At 61.4% G+C, this 19,171-nt stretch carries 15 protein-coding genes; 8 read left to right on the plus strand and 7 right to left on the minus strand.

Features of this window, described 5'->3' with window-relative positions:
* Window positions 1–59 precede the first annotated feature (59 nt).
* A complete protein-coding gene (locus NVV94_RS06875) occupies window positions 60–1,373 on the minus strand; it encodes an FAD-binding oxidoreductase (protein WP_258446471.1) in 1,314 nt (437 codons plus the stop codon).
* A 31-nt stretch (window positions 1,374–1,404) separates the two neighbouring features.
* Window positions 1,405–2,769, minus strand: a complete 1,365-nt coding sequence (locus NVV94_RS06880; RefSeq protein ID WP_258446472.1) for a glutamine synthetase family protein — start codon at window positions 2,767–2,769, stop codon at window positions 1,405–1,407.
* A 461-nt stretch (window positions 2,770–3,230) separates the two neighbouring features.
* Here NVV94_RS06880 and hrpA point away from each other — a divergent pair, with 461 nt between their 5' ends.
* From hrpA to NVV94_RS06910, 6 genes are all read left to right on the plus strand, one after another.
* Window positions 3,231–7,142, plus strand: coding sequence for an ATP-dependent RNA helicase HrpA (gene hrpA / locus NVV94_RS06885; RefSeq protein WP_258446473.1), 3,912 nt, complete (start codon window positions 3,231–3,233; stop codon window positions 7,140–7,142).
* A gap of 210 nt (window positions 7,143–7,352) precedes the next feature.
* Window positions 7,353–8,474 (plus strand): beta-ketoacyl-ACP synthase III, encoded by a 1,122-nt coding sequence (locus NVV94_RS06890; protein ID WP_258446474.1) that lies wholly within the window; start codon window positions 7,353–7,355, stop codon window positions 8,472–8,474.
* 145 nt (window positions 8,475–8,619) lie between these two features.
* Window positions 8,620–9,231 carry an RNA polymerase sigma factor gene (locus NVV94_RS06895; protein WP_258446475.1) on the plus strand — a complete coding sequence of 204 codons (612 nt, stop codon included), beginning with the start codon at window positions 8,620–8,622 and terminating at the stop codon, window positions 9,229–9,231.
* On the plus strand, window positions 9,225–9,464 hold the full coding sequence (locus NVV94_RS06900) for an anti-sigma factor (protein WP_258446476.1): 240 nt from the start codon (window positions 9,225–9,227) through the stop codon (window positions 9,462–9,464). Before NVV94_RS06895 ends, NVV94_RS06900 begins: the two co-directional genes overlap by 7 nt.
* 206 nt (window positions 9,465–9,670) lie before the next feature.
* Window positions 9,671–10,984 carry an OprO/OprP family phosphate-selective porin gene (locus tag NVV94_RS06905; protein ID WP_258446477.1) on the plus strand — a complete coding sequence of 438 codons (1,314 nt, stop codon included), beginning with the start codon at window positions 9,671–9,673 and terminating at the stop codon, window positions 10,982–10,984.
* An 87-nt stretch (window positions 10,985–11,071) separates the two neighbouring features.
* Entirely contained in the window at window positions 11,072–12,199 is a 1,128-nt protein-coding gene (locus NVV94_RS06910) for a GNAT family N-acetyltransferase (protein WP_258446478.1), read from the plus strand.
* Between the two features lie 117 nt (window positions 12,200–12,316).
* Here NVV94_RS06910 and NVV94_RS06915 read toward each other — a convergent pair whose 3' ends face one another.
* Genes NVV94_RS06915 through NVV94_RS06930 form a run of 4 tightly spaced genes read right to left on the minus strand, consistent with a single transcriptional unit; the run spans window position 12,317 to window position 16,496 of the window.
* Entirely contained in the window at window positions 12,317–14,149 is a 1,833-nt protein-coding gene (locus NVV94_RS06915) for an ABC transporter ATP-binding protein (RefSeq protein WP_258446479.1), read from the minus strand.
* A 46-nt stretch (window positions 14,150–14,195) separates the two neighbouring features.
* Window positions 14,196–14,750 carry a peptidylprolyl isomerase gene (locus NVV94_RS06920; RefSeq protein ID WP_258446480.1) on the minus strand — a complete coding sequence of 185 codons (555 nt, stop codon included), beginning with the start codon at window positions 14,748–14,750 and terminating at the stop codon, window positions 14,196–14,198.
* Between the two features lie 4 nt (window positions 14,751–14,754).
* On the minus strand, window positions 14,755–15,558 hold the full coding sequence (locus tag NVV94_RS06925; protein WP_258446481.1) for an alpha/beta fold hydrolase: 804 nt from the start codon (window positions 15,556–15,558) through the stop codon (window positions 14,755–14,757).
* A 14-nt stretch (window positions 15,559–15,572) separates the two neighbouring features.
* Entirely contained in the window at window positions 15,573–16,496 is a 924-nt protein-coding gene (locus tag NVV94_RS06930) for a LysR family transcriptional regulator (protein ID WP_258447637.1), read from the minus strand.
* 49 nt (window positions 16,497–16,545) lie between these two features.
* Between NVV94_RS06930 and NVV94_RS06935 the strand changes: the two genes are divergently transcribed.
* Together NVV94_RS06935 and NVV94_RS06940 are read left to right on the plus strand one after the other, a co-directional pair.
* Window positions 16,546–16,860, plus strand: a complete 315-nt coding sequence (locus tag NVV94_RS06935; protein WP_258446482.1) for a 3-phosphoglycerate kinase — start codon at window positions 16,546–16,548, stop codon at window positions 16,858–16,860.
* Between the two features lie 155 nt (window positions 16,861–17,015).
* On the plus strand, window positions 17,016–17,615 hold the full coding sequence (locus NVV94_RS06940; RefSeq protein WP_258446483.1) for an FMN-dependent NADH-azoreductase: 600 nt from the start codon (window positions 17,016–17,018) through the stop codon (window positions 17,613–17,615).
* Between the two features lie 217 nt (window positions 17,616–17,832).
* Here the strand turns inward: NVV94_RS06940 and NVV94_RS06945 are convergent, their stop codons facing one another.
* The gene (locus NVV94_RS06945; protein ID WP_258446484.1) at window positions 17,833–19,134 is read right to left on the minus strand and encodes a mechanosensitive ion channel family protein; all 1,302 of its coding nucleotides are present in this window, start codon (window positions 19,132–19,134) and stop codon (window positions 17,833–17,835) included.
* Window positions 19,135–19,171: the final 37 nt, after the last annotated feature.

Below are 19,171 nucleotides of genomic sequence, written 5' to 3' on the forward strand. Positions count from 1 at the left end.
GCCTGATTCAACAAGAACCCCGCGATTGCGGGGTTTTTTGTCGGCCTTCCAACCAGTGATCAGCGCAGCTTTTCCAGCATCTGGTAATACCACATCCCCACCGCCAGCATCGGATTGCCAAACACATCCCCCAACGGCACCTTGATGTGCTTGCACCCGGCAAAGGTATCGAATTTCGCCAGCGTACCGGTCAACGCCTCGGCCATGATCTCGCCCATGATATGGCTGGTAGCGATGCCATGCCCCGAGTACCCCTGGCAATACCAGACATTATCCGAAAGCTTGCCCAGCTGCGGAATGCGGTTCACCACGATGCCCATGGCACAGCTCCACTGGAACTCAATATCCACGCCCTTCAATTCAGGGAACGTACGCTCGATGCATGGTCGCAGCTCCGCTGCGATATCCCGCGAGTCACGCCCCGAATAATTGGCGCCGCCACCAAACAGCAGCCTGCCATCGCCTGTCATGCGGTAGTAATCGAGAACAAACCGGCAGTCATACACCGCCAGATCCTGCGGGTTGATCTTGCGCGCCAGATCGCCCAGGGGAGCCGTCGTGACAATCCCGCCCATGGCCGGGAAGATCTTGCCCTTGAGCTGCTTGCGCTCAAGCTTGTGATAAACGTCACCGGCCAACAGCACCTGACGTGCATCGATCCGGCCGTGGGCCGTGACCACCGCAGGCCGGTCGCCATGGACAATGTCCAGCACCTCGGAATTCTCGAAAATCAACGCACCCAGGCCGTGCGCGGCACGTGCCTCGCCCAGGCACAGATTGAGCGGGTGCAGGTGCATATTGCGAGTGTTCTTCAGCGCGCCCAGGTACAGATCGCTCGCCAGGTGTTCACGCATGCCGGCCTGATCGAGCAGGGTTACCTGATCGCCCATGCCGCGTCGCTGCGCCTCGTCGCGAAACGCCTGCAGCTCCTCCATATGCGAAGGCTTCATCGCCGCATGCAAGTGGCCATGCTTGAGGTCGCAGGCAATCGCGTACTTGTTCACCCGTTGCTTGATGATCTCGTGGCCGCGCCAGCGCAGGTGCCAGATAAAATCGTCCACCTCATCGCCCAGGCGGGCACGCATCTGTTGGCGCATGGCTTCATCGCCCGACAGGCTGCCGGTAACCTGGCCGCCGTTGCGCCCGCTGGCGCCCCAGCCGATGCGATTGGTTTCGACGATCGCGACCTTGAGCCCGCGTTCGGCCAGCTCTACCGCGCTGGCAACCCCGGTGAAGCCGCCGCCGATGATCACCACGTCGACGCTGACCTGGCCCTGCAGCATCGGGTACTCGGTCGCGTCGTTGAGGCTGGCGGTGTAGTAAGAAGCACTGCGCTGGGCAGGGCCGGTGAAACTGTGCATGGCAGCAGTCATGGCATCGATCCTTTAAATGAGTGGTCGCGGGTCAGGCCTGGGTCAGATACCAACGCCAGTCCTGTTCACCGACCTCAGCCATGAACTGCTGGTACTCGGCGCGCTTGACTGCCAGGTAGACGCCAAGAAACGCCTTGCCCAAGGCATCGCGGGCCCAGCTCGATTGTTCCAATGCCCGCAGTGAAGTCAGCCAGTCGGTGGGCAGCAACACCTTGGCCTGGGCGTAGCCGTTGCCTTCGACCGGGTCACCCGGGTCGACGTTTTCACGGATCCCGTGATGAATGCTGGCCAGAATCGCCGCGGCTGCCAGGTAAGGGTTGGCATCGGCGCCGCAGATGCGATGCTCGATATGCCGGGTATAGGCCGGGCCACCGGGTACACGCAGGCTGACAGTGCGGTTGTCGATGCCCCAGGTCGGCGCCAGCGGCGCGTAGCTGTTGGCCTGGAACCGGCGGTAGGAGTTGGCGTTGGGGCAGAACAGCAGCAAGGAATCGAGCAACAGGGCCAGCATGCCGCCCACCGACTGGCGCAGCAGCGGGGTGCCGGCCTTGTCTTCGCTGGCGTAGAGGTTGTTGCCGTCGGCGTCGGCCAGGCTCACATGCATGTGCATGCCGGTGCCGGCCAGGTGGTCGAACGGCTTGGCCATGAAACAGGCCTGCATGCCATGTTTATGCGCCACGCCCTTGACGATACGCTTGTAGCGTACGGCCTGGTCCATGGCCAGCAATGCGTCGCCGTGCTCCAGGGTGATCTCTACTTGGCCGGGGGCATACTCGGAAATCGCCGTGCGCGCCGGAATGTTCTGGGCCTTGCAGGCGGCATACAAATCGGCCAGGAAGGGTTCGATCTGTTCCAGTTCACGCAGGCCGTAGACCTGGGTGCTGCGCGGGCGCCCGCCGTCTGCGTCGAGTGCCGGTTGTGGACGGCCCTGCTCATCGCGCTTCTGGTCGAGCAGGTAGAACTCCAGTTCGCAGGCCATCACCGGGTGGTAGCCGTCGGCCTTGAGTGCGTCGATCACCTTGACCAGCAGATGGCGCGGGTCGGCGACGGTGGCCGGCATGCCTTCGGCAGGGTGCATGCAGACTTGCACGGCAGCAGTAGGAATCTGCCGCCAGGGCATGCGCACTAGGCTGCCTTCCAGTGGGTAGGCGCGGCAATCGATATCGCCCACATCCCAGACCAGCCCCGAATCTTCGACGTCATCGCCATTGAGGGTCAGCCCGAGCATGGTGCTGGGCAGCGGGCGGCCGCTTTGGTAAACGGCCAGCAGTTCCTCGCGGTGCAACAGCTTGCCGCGGGGCACACCGTTGGCGTCGAGGATGAACAGCTCGAACATTTCGATATCGGGGTTCTGCGCCAGAAAATCCTGGGCTTGCTGCACACTGGCAAATTGCATGGGGCTCTCGCTGCGCCATCGAGGCGCACAGTGACCGCCTGCCGGTAGCGGCGGGCAGGTCGTCATCGGATTGAAGTCGGCCGCGGTTGGGCCAACGGATTCAAATCAACGCGAGGGCTACATCTGGTGGGCGCGCATGACGGCAATGCCACAGCGCCCAGAAGGCCAGAATGATATGGAAGAGGGGATTTTCGCACGGACGGGCTCGCACCTTCGGGAAGGAAGGGCGCAGCTGACGACGAAGCAAATGCACGAGCGAAATCATGGCTGGATACTCCCACGGCGTTGAAGGTTCATTAAATTAGGATTTGTGAACCTTTGCTCGTGGCTTGACTAAACAATCGCCGCAATGCGTCGGGGTCGTGCTGGGCAGGGCAAATCTGCGACAATCGCCCGCTTATATGTGCTGACCACGTCAAAGCAGGCTCACCTGCGCCACTCAAAAGAATTCTGCGTACCTGATGACCGACCAATCTGCCGCTATCGACCAACTGCTGAAAAACCTCGATCAGGCGATGATCGCCGACCGCCATCGCCTGCGCCGTCAATTGCACGAGCTGCGCAAGAAGCCGGATCAAGCCAGGCTGGTACAGTGGGTCGAGAAGGTGCAGGCCTCCTTCGCTCAGGTCACCGCCCGGCGCAGCAGCGTGCCGAGCATTCGCTACGACGACAGCCTGCCGATCGCCGCCAAGCGCGATGAGATCAAGAAAGTCCTGAACGAACACCAGGTCTTGATCATTGCCGGCGAGACCGGTTCAGGCAAAACCACCCAGTTGCCGAAGATCTGCCTGGAGCTGGGTCGCGGCCAGCATGGCCAGATCGCCCATACCCAGCCCCGCAGGATTGCCGCACGCAGCGTGGCGACCCGGGTGGCTGAAGAGCTGGCGACGCCCTTGGGGGCGCTGGTCGGTTACCAGGTGCGTTTCGAAGACCAGAGCGATGCCAACACCCTGGTCAAGCTGATGACCGACGGTATCCTGCTCGCCGAAACCCAGCATGATCGCTTCCTCGAACGCTATGACACGATCATCGTCGACGAGGCTCATGAACGCAGCCTCAACATCGACTTCCTGCTGGGCTATCTGAAGACCTTGCTGCCGCGTCGTCCGGACCTGAAGGTGATCATCACCTCGGCGACCATCGACCTGGAGCGCTTTTCCAAACATTTCAACGATGCGCCGATCATCGAGGTTTCCGGGCGTACCTACCCGGTCGATACCTGGTACCGGCCGCTGACTGCCGAACAGGACGAAGAGGGCAACCGGGTCGAGGATGACCTCACGGTCGACCAGGCGATTCTCGCAACCCTCGATGAAATTGCCGCCTTCGAACGCAGCGAGGGCAAGCGCCCGGGCGACGTGCTGGTGTTTCTGCCCGGAGAGCGCGAAATTCGCGACGCCGCGGAAATGCTGCGCAAGGCCCAGCTCAAGCACACGGAGATCCTGCCCCTTTACGCGCGCCTGTCACCGGCCGAACAGCAGAAGATTTTCCAGTCCCACCCTGGTCGCCGGGTCGTGTTGGCCACCAACGTGGCCGAGACCTCGCTGACCGTTCCGGGCATCCGTTATGTGATCGACAGCGGCACGGCACGGATCAGTCGCTACAGCTACCGGGCCAAGGTGCAAAGGCTGCCGATCGAAGCGGTGTCCCAGGCCAGTGCCAATCAGCGCAAGGGTCGTTGCGGACGGGTAGAACCGGGTATCTGCGTGCGCCTGTACAGCGAAGAGGATTTCAACGGCCGTCCGGGCTTCACCGATCCGGAAATCCTGCGCACCAACCTGGCGGCGGTGATTTTGCAGATGCTCCATCTGCGCCTGGGCGAGATCGATGCGTTTCCGTTTATCGAGCCGCCGGACGGCAAGGCCATCAGCGATGGCTTCAACCTCCTGCAGGAACTTTCGGCGGTCAACCGGGAAAACCAGCTGACCCCATTGGGCCGGCAACTGGCGCGCCTGCCGGTCGACCCGCGTCTGGGCCGCATGTTGCTCGAAGCGAACAAGCAAGGCAGCCTGCAGGAAGTGCTGATCGTGGCCAGTGCGCTGTCCGTACAGGACCCGCGCGAGCGCCCGCCGGAGCGTCAACAGGCTGCCGACCAGGCCCATGCCCAGTGGAAAGACAGCGATTCGGATTTCGCCGCACTGGTCAATCTCTGGCGTGGCTTCGAGGAACAGCGCCTGGCCTTGACCGCCAGCCCGCTGCGCAACTGGTGCCGCAAGAACTTCCTCAATTACTTGCGCCTGCGCGAGTGGCGCGATGCTCACCGGCAGTTGAGTCTGATTTGCCGTGACTTGCAGCTGAGCATCAATAAAGAGCCGGCCGACTACCCGAAGCTGCACAAGGCGGTGCTGTCCGGTCTGCTCAGCCAGATCGGCCAGAAGACCGAAGAGGGCGACTACCTGGGCGCGCGGCAACGGCGCTTCTGGATTCACCCTTCCTCCGGGCTTGGTAAAAAGCGCCCGCAATGGCTGATGACCGCCGAGCTGGTCGAGACAACCAAGCTGTATGCGCGCATGGTCGCCAAGATCGAGCCGGACTGGATCGAGCCGCTGGCCGGGCATCTGATCAAGAAGAACCACTTCGAACCGCACTGGGAGAAGAAGCGCGGGCAAGTGGTGGCCTACGAACAGGTCACCCTGTATGGCCTGATCGTGGTCGGTCGCAGGCCCGTGCACTACGGCCCGATCGAGCCGTCGCTGGCCCGTGAGCTGTTCATTCGTGAAGCGCTGGTGCGCGGCGAGATTCAATCGCGGGCCAAGTGCCTGGCCGCCAATACCCGCTTGCTCGAGCAGCTCGACGAACTGGAGGCCAAGGCGCGGCGACGGGACATCCTCGCCGATGAAGAAACCCTCTACGGCTTCTATGAGGCGCGCCTGCCGGCCGAGATTCATCAGACGGCGACGTTCGACAGCTGGTACCGGGTCCACAGCCAGAAAGACCCGCAATTACTGATCATGCGTGAAGAGGACGTGCTGGCCCGCGAGGCCAGCGAAGTCACGGCAGCGCAGTATCCCGACACCCTGCGCCTGGGCGAGCTGACCCTGGCCTTGAGCTACCACTTCGAGCCCAATCATCCGCGCGATGGCGTGACGGTGCGGGTGCCGGCGCCGTTGTTGCCAGCCCTGCCGGCCGAGCGGCTGGAATGGCTGGTGCCAGGTTTGCTCGAAGCCAAATGCATCGCCCTGGTACGTAACCTGCCCAAGGCCATTCGCAAGAATTTCGTGCCGGTACCGGACTTCGTCAAGGCCGCGCTGCAGCGGATGACGTTTGCCGAGGGTTCGTTGCCTCAGGCGCTGGGGCGTGAATTGCTGCGCATGACCGGTGCACGGGTCAGCGACGAGGCCTGGGCCGAGGCGGCCGAGCAACTCGACAGCCACTTGAAGATGAACCTGGAAGTCCTCGACGGTCAGGGCAAGTTTCTGGGCGAGGGACGCGATCTGGCTGAACTGACCGCACGCTTTGCGCAAGCGAGCCAGGCTGCCCTGGCCGCACCGCAGTCGGCGAAAAGCCAGCAGCCCGTGGAGGCCAAGGTCTTCGCGCCGGTGGCAGAAAAGGCCCAGCAGAAGATCGCCGGGCTTTCCATGACGGTATATCCGGCGCTGGTAGAAGAGGGTGGCACCGTCAAGGAAGGCCGCTTCTCGACCCAGGCAGAAGCAGAGTTCCAGCACCGACGCGCGCTGCAGCGCCTGTTGCTGCAGCAGTTGGCGGAGCCGGCAAAATTCCTGCGGGGCAAGCTGCCGGGGCTGACCGAATTGGGCCTGCTTTACCGTGAGATGGGCCGGGTCGATGCACTGGTCGAAGACATCCTGCTGGCGAGCCTGGACAACTGCATTCTCGACGCAGAGGAGCATCTGCCGCGCGACGGTGCCGGGCTGGCCTCGCTGGCCGAGCGCAAGCGTGGCGCCTGGACCGAGCATGCCGAGCGCCTGGCGCGCTTGACCCTGGACATCCTCAAGCTGTGGCACGGCTTGCAGAAGCGCTTCAAAGGCAAGATCGACCTGGCCCAGGCAGTTGCGCTCAATGACATCAAGCAACAGTTGAGTCAGCTGGTGTACCCGGGCTTTGTGCGCGAGACTCCGGCCCCATGGCTCAAGGAATTACCGCGTTTTCTCAAGGCCATTGAATTACGCCTGGAAAAGCTTCCGGCTCAGGTGCAGAAGGACCGGGTCTGGAGCATCGAGCTGGCCGGGCAGTGGGCGCAATACCAGGCGCGGGCCGGCAAGCATGCCCAGGAAGGCAAGCGCGATCCGCAGTTGGAGCTGTACCGCTGGCTGATCGAGGAATACCGGGTTTCGCTGTTCGCCCAGCAGCTGGGTACCCGGGTGCCGATTTCCGACAAGCGCTTGAGTAAACAATGGAGTCAAGTCGAAGCCTAGGCGCCAAACTCCAGCAAATATGGCACACTTCGTCGTTAAATAACCCCGATACGTTTGGACAGCCCCGTCAAACGCATCGGGCTTGATCAAGCGCGAAGCATTGTTCCGCACAGCTGGATCGATCCCTGTTGGTATTGGCACGTTAGTGCCAATGCATTACTGCCTGAACAGCCCGTTGCACGCGCAATGGAATTGAATAGAGGAATGACCGTGCATAACGTCGTCATCAGCGGCACTGGCCTGTACACCCCGGCCAACAGTATCTCCAATGAAGAGCTGGTGGAGTCATTCAATAGTTATGTTCAGCAATTCAATGCCGACAATGCCGCGGCCATCGAGCGCGGTGAGGTCGAGGCACTGACCGAATCGGATGCGGCCTTTATCGAAAAGGCATCCGGGATCAAGAGCCGTTTCGTCATGGACAAGGAAGGCATCCTTGACCCCAAGCGCATGGCGCCCCGTCTACCGGAGCGTTCCAATGACGAGCACTCGATCCTCTGCCAAATGGCCGTTGCCGCTGCCGAGCAGGCTTTGCAGCGCGCCGGCAAGACAGCGGCAGACATCGACGCGGTGATCGTTGCCTGTTCCAACCTGCAGCGGGCCTACCCGGCCATCGCCATCGAAGTGCAGGCGGCATTGGGCATCCAGGGGTTCGGTTTCGACATGAACGTCGCCTGTTCCTCGGCGACCTTCGGTATCCATGCGGCCTGCAACGCCGTACAACTGGGCCAGGCCCGCGCCGTGCTGGTGGTAAACCCGGAAATCTGCACCGGTCACCTGAACTTCCGCGATCGTGACAGCCACTTCATTTTTGGCGATGCCGCCACGGCTGTGATTGTCGAGCGTGCCGACCTGGCTACTTCGCCCTATCAGTTCGATATTGTCAGCTGCAAGTTGCTGACCCAGTTCTCCAACAACATCCGCAACAACTTCGGCTTCCTCAACCGCGCGGCAGAAGAGGGTATTGGTGCACCGGACAAGCTCTTCGTCCAGGAAGGGCGCAAGGTGTTTCGCGAAGTCTGCCCGATGGTCGCCGAGCTCATTGGCCAGCACCTGACCGAAAACAACCTGAACGTCACTGACGTGAAGCGTTTCTGGCTGCATCAGGCCAACCTCAGCATGAACCACCTGATCGTCAAGAAGCTGCTGGGCCGCGAAGCCGCCGTCGACGAGGCGCCGGTCATTCTCGACACCTACGCCAACACCAGTTCGGCAGGTTCGGTCATTGCCTTGCACAAGCATCAGGATGATCTGCCCAAGGGCGCCCTGGGCGTACTCAGTTCCTTTGGCGCCGGGTATTCGATTGGCAGTGTGATCCTGCGTAAACGTTGAGCCTCTGAAAGTTCCTGCGCCGGGCGTGGCTTTTTTCTATAAAAGGGCTGACTTTTCGCCACTACCCTGCTGCACTTGCGGATGGAAGCGCCGGTTCAAGGCGCTTTATTCTGGCGGGCCAGGGAATGTGTAGATGAGGTAGTGAATGGCAGCTGCTGACGATTCTCGCCTGTTGGCGCGTTTGCTGGCCGGCGAGCAGAAAGCCTATCGGGAACTGGTCGACACTTATCAGGGGGCCATGCGGGCGGTGGCCTACGCCATTGTCGGCAACCGCCAGGCTGACGAGGCGGTACAGGATGCCTGGTTGGCCGTGGTGCGCAATCTGGCCGGGTTCCAGGGCCGTTCGAGCCTCAAGACCTGGTTGCTGAGCATTACGGCCAATGCGGCGAAGGGGCGTTACAGGCAGAACCGTCGCGAAGTGCTGCTCGACGACTTGCCTGCGCCCCATGGTACGGTGGGCGACGAGCGCTTCTCTGTCGAAGGGCATTGGCGGGTCGCTCCGTCCCAATGGCATGAAGATACGCCTGAAGCCTTGCTCAGCGAGGAGCAATTGCGCGAGTGTCTTGAGCACACCCTGCTCAGCCTGTCGGAGCTACAGAGCGGCGTCTTGATACTGCGCGAGCGGCAAGGTTTGGAACTGGAGGAGATCTGTAATCTTCTCGAGATTTCGCTCTCCAATGTGCGAGTGCTGTTGCATAGGGCACGGCTCAAGGTCTTCGCGACCCTGGAACATTACGAGGAAACCGGCCAATGCTGACCTGCAAGGAACAAGTCGCGCGCTCCAGCGATTACCTGGATGGGCAATTGAGTTTTCGCCAGCGCCTGCTGGTTCGCCACCACTTGTTGTTTTGTCCGAACTGCCGTCGCTTCATCAAGCAAATGCGGCTGATGCAGGCCACGGTCAGAAAAATGCCGGAGCCTGCGGTGACCAACGCTGAACAACTGGCTGCAGAGCTTGTAGCACGGCAACGCGACGCCAATAATCCCTGATCCCCAATTCAAAACCTGCCACAAGCCCTGCAACGGGGTGTTATGGCCTTACTTCCATTCGAAGTAAAAAGTTCCGCTGTCACAAAATATTTATATAACAGCCACTGATCTGACATAACCCCACGCCAAGATTCCCTCCCAACACAAAGCGGCCCTGACCGCGTGTTTTCCAACGCAATCAAGACCATAGATAGGGGAATTCTTAGATGATCCGTAAGCACTTCGCCGGTTTCGCGGCCAGCGCGCTGGCCCTCGCCGTAACCGCCCAGGCTTTCGCGGGTACTGTAACCACAGACGGCGCTGATATCGTAGTCAAGACCAAAGGCGGCCTGGAGGTTGCCACCACCGACAAAGAATTCAGTTTCAAACTGGGTGGTCGTGTGCAGGCCGACTACAGCCGCTTCGATGGCTTCTACACCAAAAACGGCGATACCGCCGATGCCGGTTACTTCCGTCGCGCTTACCTGGAGCTTGGCGGTGTCATGTACACCGATTGGGCTTACTTGATCAGCTACGACTTTTCCCACAACTCCGGTGGCGACAACCGCACCGAAGACGGCTATTTCGACGAAGCGTCTCTGGCCTACAACGGCTTCAAGCCGGTCTCGATCAAAGTGGGTCGCTTCGACCCCGAGTTCGGTCTGGAAAAGGCCACCAGCTCCAAGTGGGTAACGGCCCAGGAACGTAACGCTGCCTATGATCTGGTCGACTGGACCAACTCCCACAACGGCGGTATGGGCATTCAGGCTTCCGGTAACGCCGGCGATTCGCTCTATGGCTCGGTGGGTGTGTTCGCCAAAGACGCCACCAACCAGGACAAGGACGGTGACAGCACCAAGCAGTTCAACCTGCGCGGCGTCTTCGCCCCGATGCACGAAGCGGGCAACGTGCTGCACTTTGGCGTCAACTACGCTCAACGCGACCTGTCCGACACCGCCTTCGACGGCCGTATCCGCAGCCGCCTGGGCATGCGTGGCGTGAGCACCGATGGCGGCCAGGATGCAGGCAACAACGGCAACCGTCTGTTGCTCGGTGGTAACGCGGCAACACCGGTCGGCGCCTACGACACCGATAGCGCCTGGGGGCTGGAAGCGGCCTGGGCCCTGGGCCCATTCTCCGTGCAAGGTGAATACATCAAGCGTGAAGTAGAAGCGGACGCCCCAGCCTTCTCGGATATCAAGGCCGACGGTTACTACGCTCAGCTTGCCTACACCCTCACCGGTGAGGCTCGTGGTTACAAGCTCGGCAAGTTCGACGCTATCAAGCCTTCGAACAAGCAGATCGGTGCCTGGGAAGTGTTCTATCGCTACGACAATATCAGCGCCGAAGACGACAATGGTGCCTTCGCCACCCTCGACGATGTCGAAGGCAAGGTACACAACGTCGGTTTGAATTGGTATGCCAACGAGAGCATCAAACTCAGCGGCGTCTACGTCAAGGCCAAGACCGATAACGCCACCAACGCTGTGGGCGACGACAGCGGTGACGGTTTCGTAATGCGCGCGCAGTACGTGTTCTAAGTTTCGCTATTCCGTTATTTGCTCCTCTTTTAAGCCCCGCCCTGTGCGGGGCTTTTTTTCGCTTGTGCGACAGGTCAGACTGCGCAGATGCAAACTCTGACGCTCAACCACCTCGCCGATCTCGATGCCGCCGCCTGGGATGCCCTGTTACCCGGCGCGCAACCCTTTGTTCGCCACGCTTTTCTCAGTGCACTGGAGGATAGCGGCAGTGTCGGCAAGCGCAGCGGCTGGATGCCATCCCACCGGCTGGCGGTCGATGGCCAGGGTCAGTTGCTCGCCGCACTGCCGGCCTATGTGAAAACCCATTCCTATGGCGAGTATGTGTTCGACCACGGGTGGGCGGATGCCTGTGCCCGTGCCGGTATCGACTATTACCCGAAACTGCTGTGCGCCATTCCGTTTTCTCCGGTCAGCGGTGCGCGCTTGTTGGGCTACCCCGAGGCGGCGGGCTGGTTGATCGATCAGCTCACGCAGGATTTGACGGTGCAGGGGCTGACCGGCATGCACATCAACTTCACCGATGCCCTCGCTGACTCACTGCTGCGTGGGCGCGAAGGCTGGCTGGAGCGGCTGGGTTGTCAGTTTCACTGGCAGAACCGGGGTTATCGGGATTTCCGGGACTTTCTCGACACCTTGAGTTCGCGCAAGCGCAAGCAAATGCGCAAGGAGCGCGAGCAAGTGGCAGGGCATGGCATCGAGTTCGATTGGTACCTGGGCCATCAGTTGAGTGAGGTCGAGTGGGACTTTGTCCATGCCTGCTACGCCAATACCTATGCCGTGCGACGCCAGTCGCCTTACCTGACTCGCGAGTTCTTCAGCCTGCTGGCCGAGCGCATGCCCGAATCGATTCGGGTGGTGCTGGCCAGGCAAGGCGCAAAGCCCGTGGCCATGGCCTTCAGTCTGGTAGGCGGCGACAGTTTTTATGGGCGTTACTGGGGCTGCCTGGACGAATACGACCGGCTGCATTTCGAAACCTGTTTCTACCAGGGCATGGACTACGCCATCGCCCAGGGGCTGCAGCGGTTCGATGCCGGTGCCCAGGGCGAGCACAAATTGATTCGGGGGTTTGAGCCGGTCATTACTCGCTCCTGGCATTACCTGTTGCATCCGGGGTTGAATGCGGCGGTGAGCAACTTTCTCGAGCAGGAGCGGGTGGGGGTGTTGGCGTATGCCGAGGAGGCGAGGGCGGCTTTGCCTTATCGGCAGGGTGGGTGATTTGTGTTGCCCATGATGGCCTCATCGCTGGCAAGCCCGCTCCCACATGGGGCGGCGTTGTACATTCCTTGTGGGAGCTGGCTTGCCAGCGATCGACCGCGGAGCGGTCGCAGGGCCTCAATCAATCCCCACAAACCCACCCGTCTGGTGATGCCACAACCGCGCATACAATCCCTGATGGGCCAGCAGTTCGGTATGGCTCCCGCTTTCGGCAATACGACCTTTCTCCAGCACCACCAGCCGGTCCATCCGCGCGATGGTCGACAGCCGGTGGGCAATCGCGATCACCGTCTTGCCCTGCATCAGGGTTTCCAGGCTCTCCTGGATGGCCGCTTCGACTTCTGAGTCCAGGGCCGAGGTGGCCTCGTCCATGATCAGGATCGGCGCATTCTTGAGCAATACCCGGGCAATGGCGATCCGCTGCCGTTGACCGCCCGACAATTTGACCCCGCGCTCGCCCACATGGGCATCGAAGCCGGTACGGCCCTGGGCGTCGGAAAGCTGCGGGATGAACTCATCGGCGCGGGCCTTGCGTACCGCCTCCCAGAGCTCTTCATCGCTGGCGCCGGGTTTGCCGTAGAGCAGGTTCTCGCGGATCGAACGGTGCAGCAGCGAGGTGTCCTGGGTGATCATGCCGATCTGTTCGCGCAGGCTTTCCTGGGTGACCTGGGCAATATCCTGGCCATCGATCAGGATGCGTCCGCCCTCCAGGTCGTACAGGCGCAACAGCAGGTTGACCAGGGTCGACTTGCCGGCGCCCGAGGGGCCGATCAGGCCGATCTTCTCGCCAGGACGGATGTCCAGGGTCAGGCCACTGATGATCCGGTTGCCCTTGCCATAGTGAAAGTCGACATTCTCGAAGCGCACGGCCCCGCGATCGACCTTCAAGCGTGGCGCATCCTGGCGGTCGGTGACGCTGACCGGCTGGGCGATGGTCTGCAGGCCGTCCTGGACCATGCCAATGTTCTCGAAAATGCCGTTGACCACCCACATGATCCAGCCGGACATGTTGACGATGCGAATCACCAGGCCGGTGGCCAGGGCGATGGCGCCGACGCTGATCAGCGACTGGGTCCAGAGCCACAGCGCCAGCCCCGTGGTGGTGGCGATCAACAGGCCGTTGAGGCTGGTGACGACCACGTCCATGCTGGTGACGACCCGGGCGGCCAGTTGGGTTTTCTCGGTCTGCTCGGTGATGGCCTCGCGGGCGTACTGCTGTTCGGAGTGGGTATGGGCGAACAGCTTCAACGTGGCGATGTTGGTATAGCCGTCGACGATGCGCCCCATCAGCTTGGAGCGCGCATCGGAGGAGATCACCGAGCGGGCCTTGACCCGTGGCACGAAGTAGTAAAGCGTGCCGATGTAGCAGGCGATCCAGCTGAGCAAGGGAATCATCAAGCGCCAGTCGGCCTCGGCGAACAGCACCAGGGAGCTGATGGCGTAGATCAGGACGTGCCAGAGCGCGTCGACCGCCTGCACCGCCGAATCGCGCAATGAGTTGCCGGTTTGCATGATGCGCTGGGCGATGCGCCCGGCGAAGTCGTTCTGGAAGAAATTCAGGCTTTGTTTGAGCACATAGCTGTGGTTCTGCCAGCGGATCATGCTGGTCATTCCCGGGCTGATGGTCTGGTGCACCAGCAGATCGTGCAGGCCGACGAAGATCGGCCGCAGCACCAGCGCCACCACCAGCATCCACAGCAGTTCGCCGCCGTGCTCGCTGAAAAACCGGGTGTTGGGCGTGCCCTGGGTCAGGTCGATGATGCGGCTCAGGTAGCTGAACAGCGCCACTTCAATGAGGGCGCCGATCAGGCCGACCACCAGCAACGCGGCGAAGCTCGGCCAGACCTGGCGCAGGTAATACAGGTAGAACGGCAGGACCGTGCTCGGAGGGGCCGCCGTCGGAGCATCGCGGAAAATATCGATCAACTGCTCGAAACGACGGTACAGCATGAGTACGACCTCTCCTGTGTGAGGTGACCGGTCCTGTTGCCAGCGCTTATTCCTTGCGCTTGGCGGACTTTATCAGGATTGGGTCGATCGGTACGTTTTGCATGCCTTGCTTGTTGGTGGTCTGCGAATTCACGATGTTATCGACCACGTCCATGCCGCTTACAACTTTGGCGAAGACGGCGTAACCGGCGTCGCGGCCCGGGTTGAGGAACTCGTTGTCGGCCACATTGATGAAAAACTGGCTGGTGGCCGAGTCGGGGTTTGAAGTACGGGCCATCGACAGCGTGCCGCGTACGTTTTTCAGGCCATTGCTGGCCTCGTTCTTGATCGGGTCTTTGGTATCTTTTTGTTGCATCTGCGCAGTGAAGCCGCCGCCCTGGGCCATGAAGCCCGGAATCACCCGGTGGAAAATGGTGTTGGAGTAAAAGCCGCTATCCACGTACTCGAGGAAGTTCCTGGTGGTGATCGGCGCCTTGACCGGGTCCAGTTCGATTTCGATCTTGCCGAAGCTGGTGTCCAGTACCACGTGAGGCGCGGGAGCTGCCATCAGGCTGGTTGCGAACATGACACTGCCTGCGGCGAGGAGAATTTTTTTCAGCATAGACTCAATGATCCTTGGTGGAGGTTGGAACTGCTGCCAGAAACTGCAGCAGGGTCTGGTTGAAGGTTTGCGGTTGGTCCAGTGGGGTAGCGTGCCGCGAATCGGCGATCACCGCCAGTCGCGCGTTCGGGATCAGGGCCGTGTACTGTTCTTTCAGGGCGACCGGGGTGTAGTCGCGGTCGGCACTGATGATCAGGGTAGGACAGGTAATGCGCGACAGCCGTTCCCGCACGCCCCAGCCGACGATGGCGTCGAAACTGGCGGCGTAGGCGCGCTTGTCGTTCCTGGCCCAGCGCTCGGCCATTTTTTGACGCAGCTCGGTTTGCCCGGGCTTGGGAAAGAGTTTTGCGCCCAGCGCCTTGCCGACGGTGGCCGGGCTCAGCAGTCGGGCCAGGCCCCAGCGCTTGGCCCATTGCAGGTAGTCATCGGGGCTGCGCAACTTGACTTCGGGCGCGCTGTTGACGATGCACAGGCTGCGCAGCAGGGCGGGGTGATCCACGGCGGTCTGAAAACCGATCATGCCGCCCATGGACAGCCCGACCAGATGCACCGGCCCCAGGTTCAGGTGTTCGAACAACGCGATCAGATCCGCGCTGAAGCCGGCGATGCTATAACGCTCGCGGGGTTTGTCGGAGCGGCCGTGGCCGCGCACATCCACGAGGATGACCCGGTAATGCTCGGCCAGGGCCGGGACCTGGTATTCCCAGTCCTGGCAACTTGAACCCAGCCCGTGAACCAGCACCAGTGGGTCACCCTGGCCGTATTCCTCATAATGCAGCGAGCATCCATCGTGTTCGAAGTAGGCCATCGGTGACGTACCTGTCAGGCTTGTTGAGGGGCCGCGAAGGGAACATCCAGCGGCGCGGTATCGAAGGTGCGCAGCAACTCGATCAGAATCTGAGTGGCCGGCCCCAACGGTTTGTCCTTGTTCGAGTACAGATAGAACAGCGGGTGACGGCTGCCACCCTGATCCAAAGGTAGCACCTTGAGCACGCCCTCCCTGAGTTCACGTTCGATCAGGTGGCGCGGCAACCAGGCAAAGCCCAGGCCGCTACTGACGAAGGACGCGGCGGTGGCCAGGCTGCCCACCGTCCAGCGTTGCTCGGCACCCAGCCAGCCGACGTCGCGCGGCTGCTGGCGACCGGAGTCGCGGATCACCACTTGCAGCTGGCTTTCCAGGTCCTGGAAGTTCAGCTCTCGCTGCAGGCGGTGCAGGGCGTGTTCGGGGTGCGCCACGGCAACGAACTCGACGGCACTCATCTCGGTGCCCAGGTAGCCGGGAATATTGAACCCGCTGATGGCCAGGTCCGCGACGCCTTCGAGCAATACTTCCTCGACGCCCGACAGCACCTCCTCGCGCAGGCGCACCCGGCAGCCGCGGCTCTGCGGCATGAATGCGGACAAGGCTCGCACCAGACGGGCATTGGGGTAAGCGGCGTCGACCACCAGCCGGACCTCGGCCTCCCAGCCTTGCTCCATGTGATGGGCCAGGTCTTCCAGCTGGCTGGCCTGCTTGACCAGTTGCCGCGAACGGCGCAACAGCACGCCACCGGCTTCGGTCAGGACCGCCTTGCGGCCATCGATACGCAGCAGGGGCACACCCAGTTGGTCCTGCATGCGCGCCACGGTGTAGCTCACCGAGGATTGGGAGCGGTGCAGCGCTTCAGCGGCCTGGGCGAAGCCGCCGTGATCGACGACCGCCTGCAATGTTCGCCATTGTTCCAGGGTAACGCGTGGCGCTTTCATCATCGCCTCCTCTTGTCCTAAGCTGGCGGTCCTTCATGGAGTCTGCCGTATGAAAAAGTGTTGTGTTGCATTGCTGGCGCTGTTGCCGATGACGGTTCTGGCCTATCCCATCGATGTAGAGAAGAAGCTGGACGGCGTGAAAATCGATTACACCGCCTACGATACTGACTACGACATCGGCTCCATCACCCTGAACAACTATGGTGACGTGGCCGCCCAGTGCAAGGTCGTCTTCACCAATGGACCGGAAACGCCGCGCACGCGCCGAGTACAGATTCCGGCGAAGCAGAGCAAGGATGTCACCGCCAAATTCAACCGCAGCATTATCAAGCTGCGCATCAAGCTGGACTGCAAACCCGTCTGACTCGGACACCTGGCAGGCCCGACTGTCAGGTTAGAGCATCGCCTCGATAAAACAACTTATTTGATATGTTTAACCTGTTTTTTGCGCTTTTTAATCGATTTGGCCATGAGTAACCTTCACTCCATCGACTTACCCCACCCGATGGAGTTAACCCAATGTCCCGTGTCCTGATCATCGAAAGCAGTGCCCGTCAGCAAGACTCGATCTCGCGTCAGTTGACCCAGCAATTTATCAGCCAATGGCAAGCCGCCCATCCGGCCGATCAGATCACTGTTCGTGATCTGGCCGTCAATCCGGTGCCGCACCTGGACGCCAACCTGCTCGGTGGCTGGATGAAGCCGCAGGACCAGCGCACGGCCCCTGAACTCGAGGCGCTGCAACGCTCCAACGAACTGACCGACGAAGTCCTGGCTGCGGACGTGCTGGTCCTGGCTGCACCGATGTACAACTTCGCCATCCCCAGCACCCTGAAGGCCTGGTTGGACCATGTACTGCGCGCCGGCGTGACCTTCAAGTACACCGACACCGGCCCCCAGGGCCTGCTGACCGGCAAGCGTGCCTACGTGCTGACCGCCCGCGGCGGGATCTATGCCGGCAGCGCCAGCGACCACCAGGAACCCTACCTGCGTCAGGTGATGGGCTTCATCGGCATCCATGACGTCAGCTTCATCCATGCCGAAGGTTTGAACATGGGGGGGGACTTCCACGATAAGGGCTTGAACCAGGCCAAGGCGATGCTGGCCGAGGTGGCCTGAACCTGACGCGACACAGACTTTCCCCCTGACACCTGTTGCTCCTTGGGTGTGTCTGCCCGGTCGACCTCTGCATTGATCGGGCTTTTTTGCGCCCACTGCGGGGGCGTTCCGCTTGCCCGCGATAAGCTTCACCTACACCGCCGGCCAGGTGCTGTTCTGGAATCAGCACGAACCGCTGGGCCGGTTGTTCATCGGCGCCTTGGTGATCCTGGCCTCCCTATGGATCAGCCGGCTCGGTAGCCGGCGCCCGGCTTTGCTCGACCATGGGCGCGCGTAGCAGGCCCGCGCGCAGGTCGGTACCGCTGGGTTGCTGGTAGAGGTTCAGGCCGAACTCCGGCAACACGGCCAGCAAATAGTCGAAGATATCGCCCTGGATCCGTTCGTAATCGGCCCACACCGTGGTGCGGGTAAAGCAGTAGATCTCCAGCGGCACACCCTGGGCGGTGGTCTGCATCTGGCGGACCATGCAGGTCATGTTCGGCTGGATCTCGGGGTGGCTCTTGAGGTACGCCAGCGCATAGGCACGGAAGGTGCCGATATTGGTCATGCGTCGGCGGTTGGCCGAGAGGCTGGCGACATTGCCCTGAGCCTCGTTCCAGCTGCGCAGTTCGGCCGTCTTGCGGGCCATGTAGTCGGTCAGCAGGCGGACCTGGGACAGGCGCTGTTCTTCGGCGTCGGAAATGAAGCGCACGCTGCTGGCGTCGATGAACAGGCTGCGCTTGATCCGGCGTCCGCCGGACTGCTGCATGCCGCGCCAGTTCTTGAATGACTCGGACATCAAGCGCCAGGTCGGAATCGAAACGATTGTCTTGTCGAAGTTCTGCACCTTGACCGTATGCAGGGTGATGTCCACTACGTCGCCATCGGCCCCGACCTGGGGCATTTCGATCCAGTCGCCAACGCGCAGCATGTCGTTGCTGGTCAACTGCACGCTGGCGACGAAGGACAGCAGGGTGTCCTTGTAGACCAGCAGTATCACCGCCGACATGGCACCCAGGCCTGAAAGCAGCAACAGCGGCGAGCGGTCGATCAGGGTCGCGACGATGATGATGGCGCCGAAGATGTAAATCACCATCTTCGCCAGTTGCACATAGCCCTTGATCGAGCGCGTGCGGGCATGACGGGTGCGGGCGTAGATATCCAGCAGGGCGTTGAGCAGGGCGCTCAGGGCCAGGAGCAGGAACAGGATGGTGAAGGCCAGGGCCAGGTTGCCGAGAAAGTGGCTGGCCTTGGCACTTAGCTCCGGTACCAGGTTGAGGCCGAACTGCACCACCAGCGACGGCGTGATTTGCGCCAGGCGATGGAATACTTTGTTCTGCAGCAGGTCCTGGCACCAATGCAGGGCCGGCTGCCGGGACAACAGCTTCACACCATGGATGATCAGGTAGCGCGAGGCGCGACCCAACAGCAGGGCGATGACCAGCAGCAGGCAAAGGCCCAGGCCCGCATGCAGGATGGGGTGTTTGTCGAGGGCGCCGAAGAGGTCCTGGGCGCCGAGCCATAACTGTTGAATATCCATGCGTCGAGGCCGGTTTCCTGAAGTTGGATGAAAAAAA

The sequence above is a fragment of the Pseudomonas sp. LS1212 genome (genome assembly GCF_024741815.1).
Lineage (GTDB): Bacteria > Pseudomonadota > Gammaproteobacteria > Pseudomonadales > Pseudomonadaceae > Aquipseudomonas.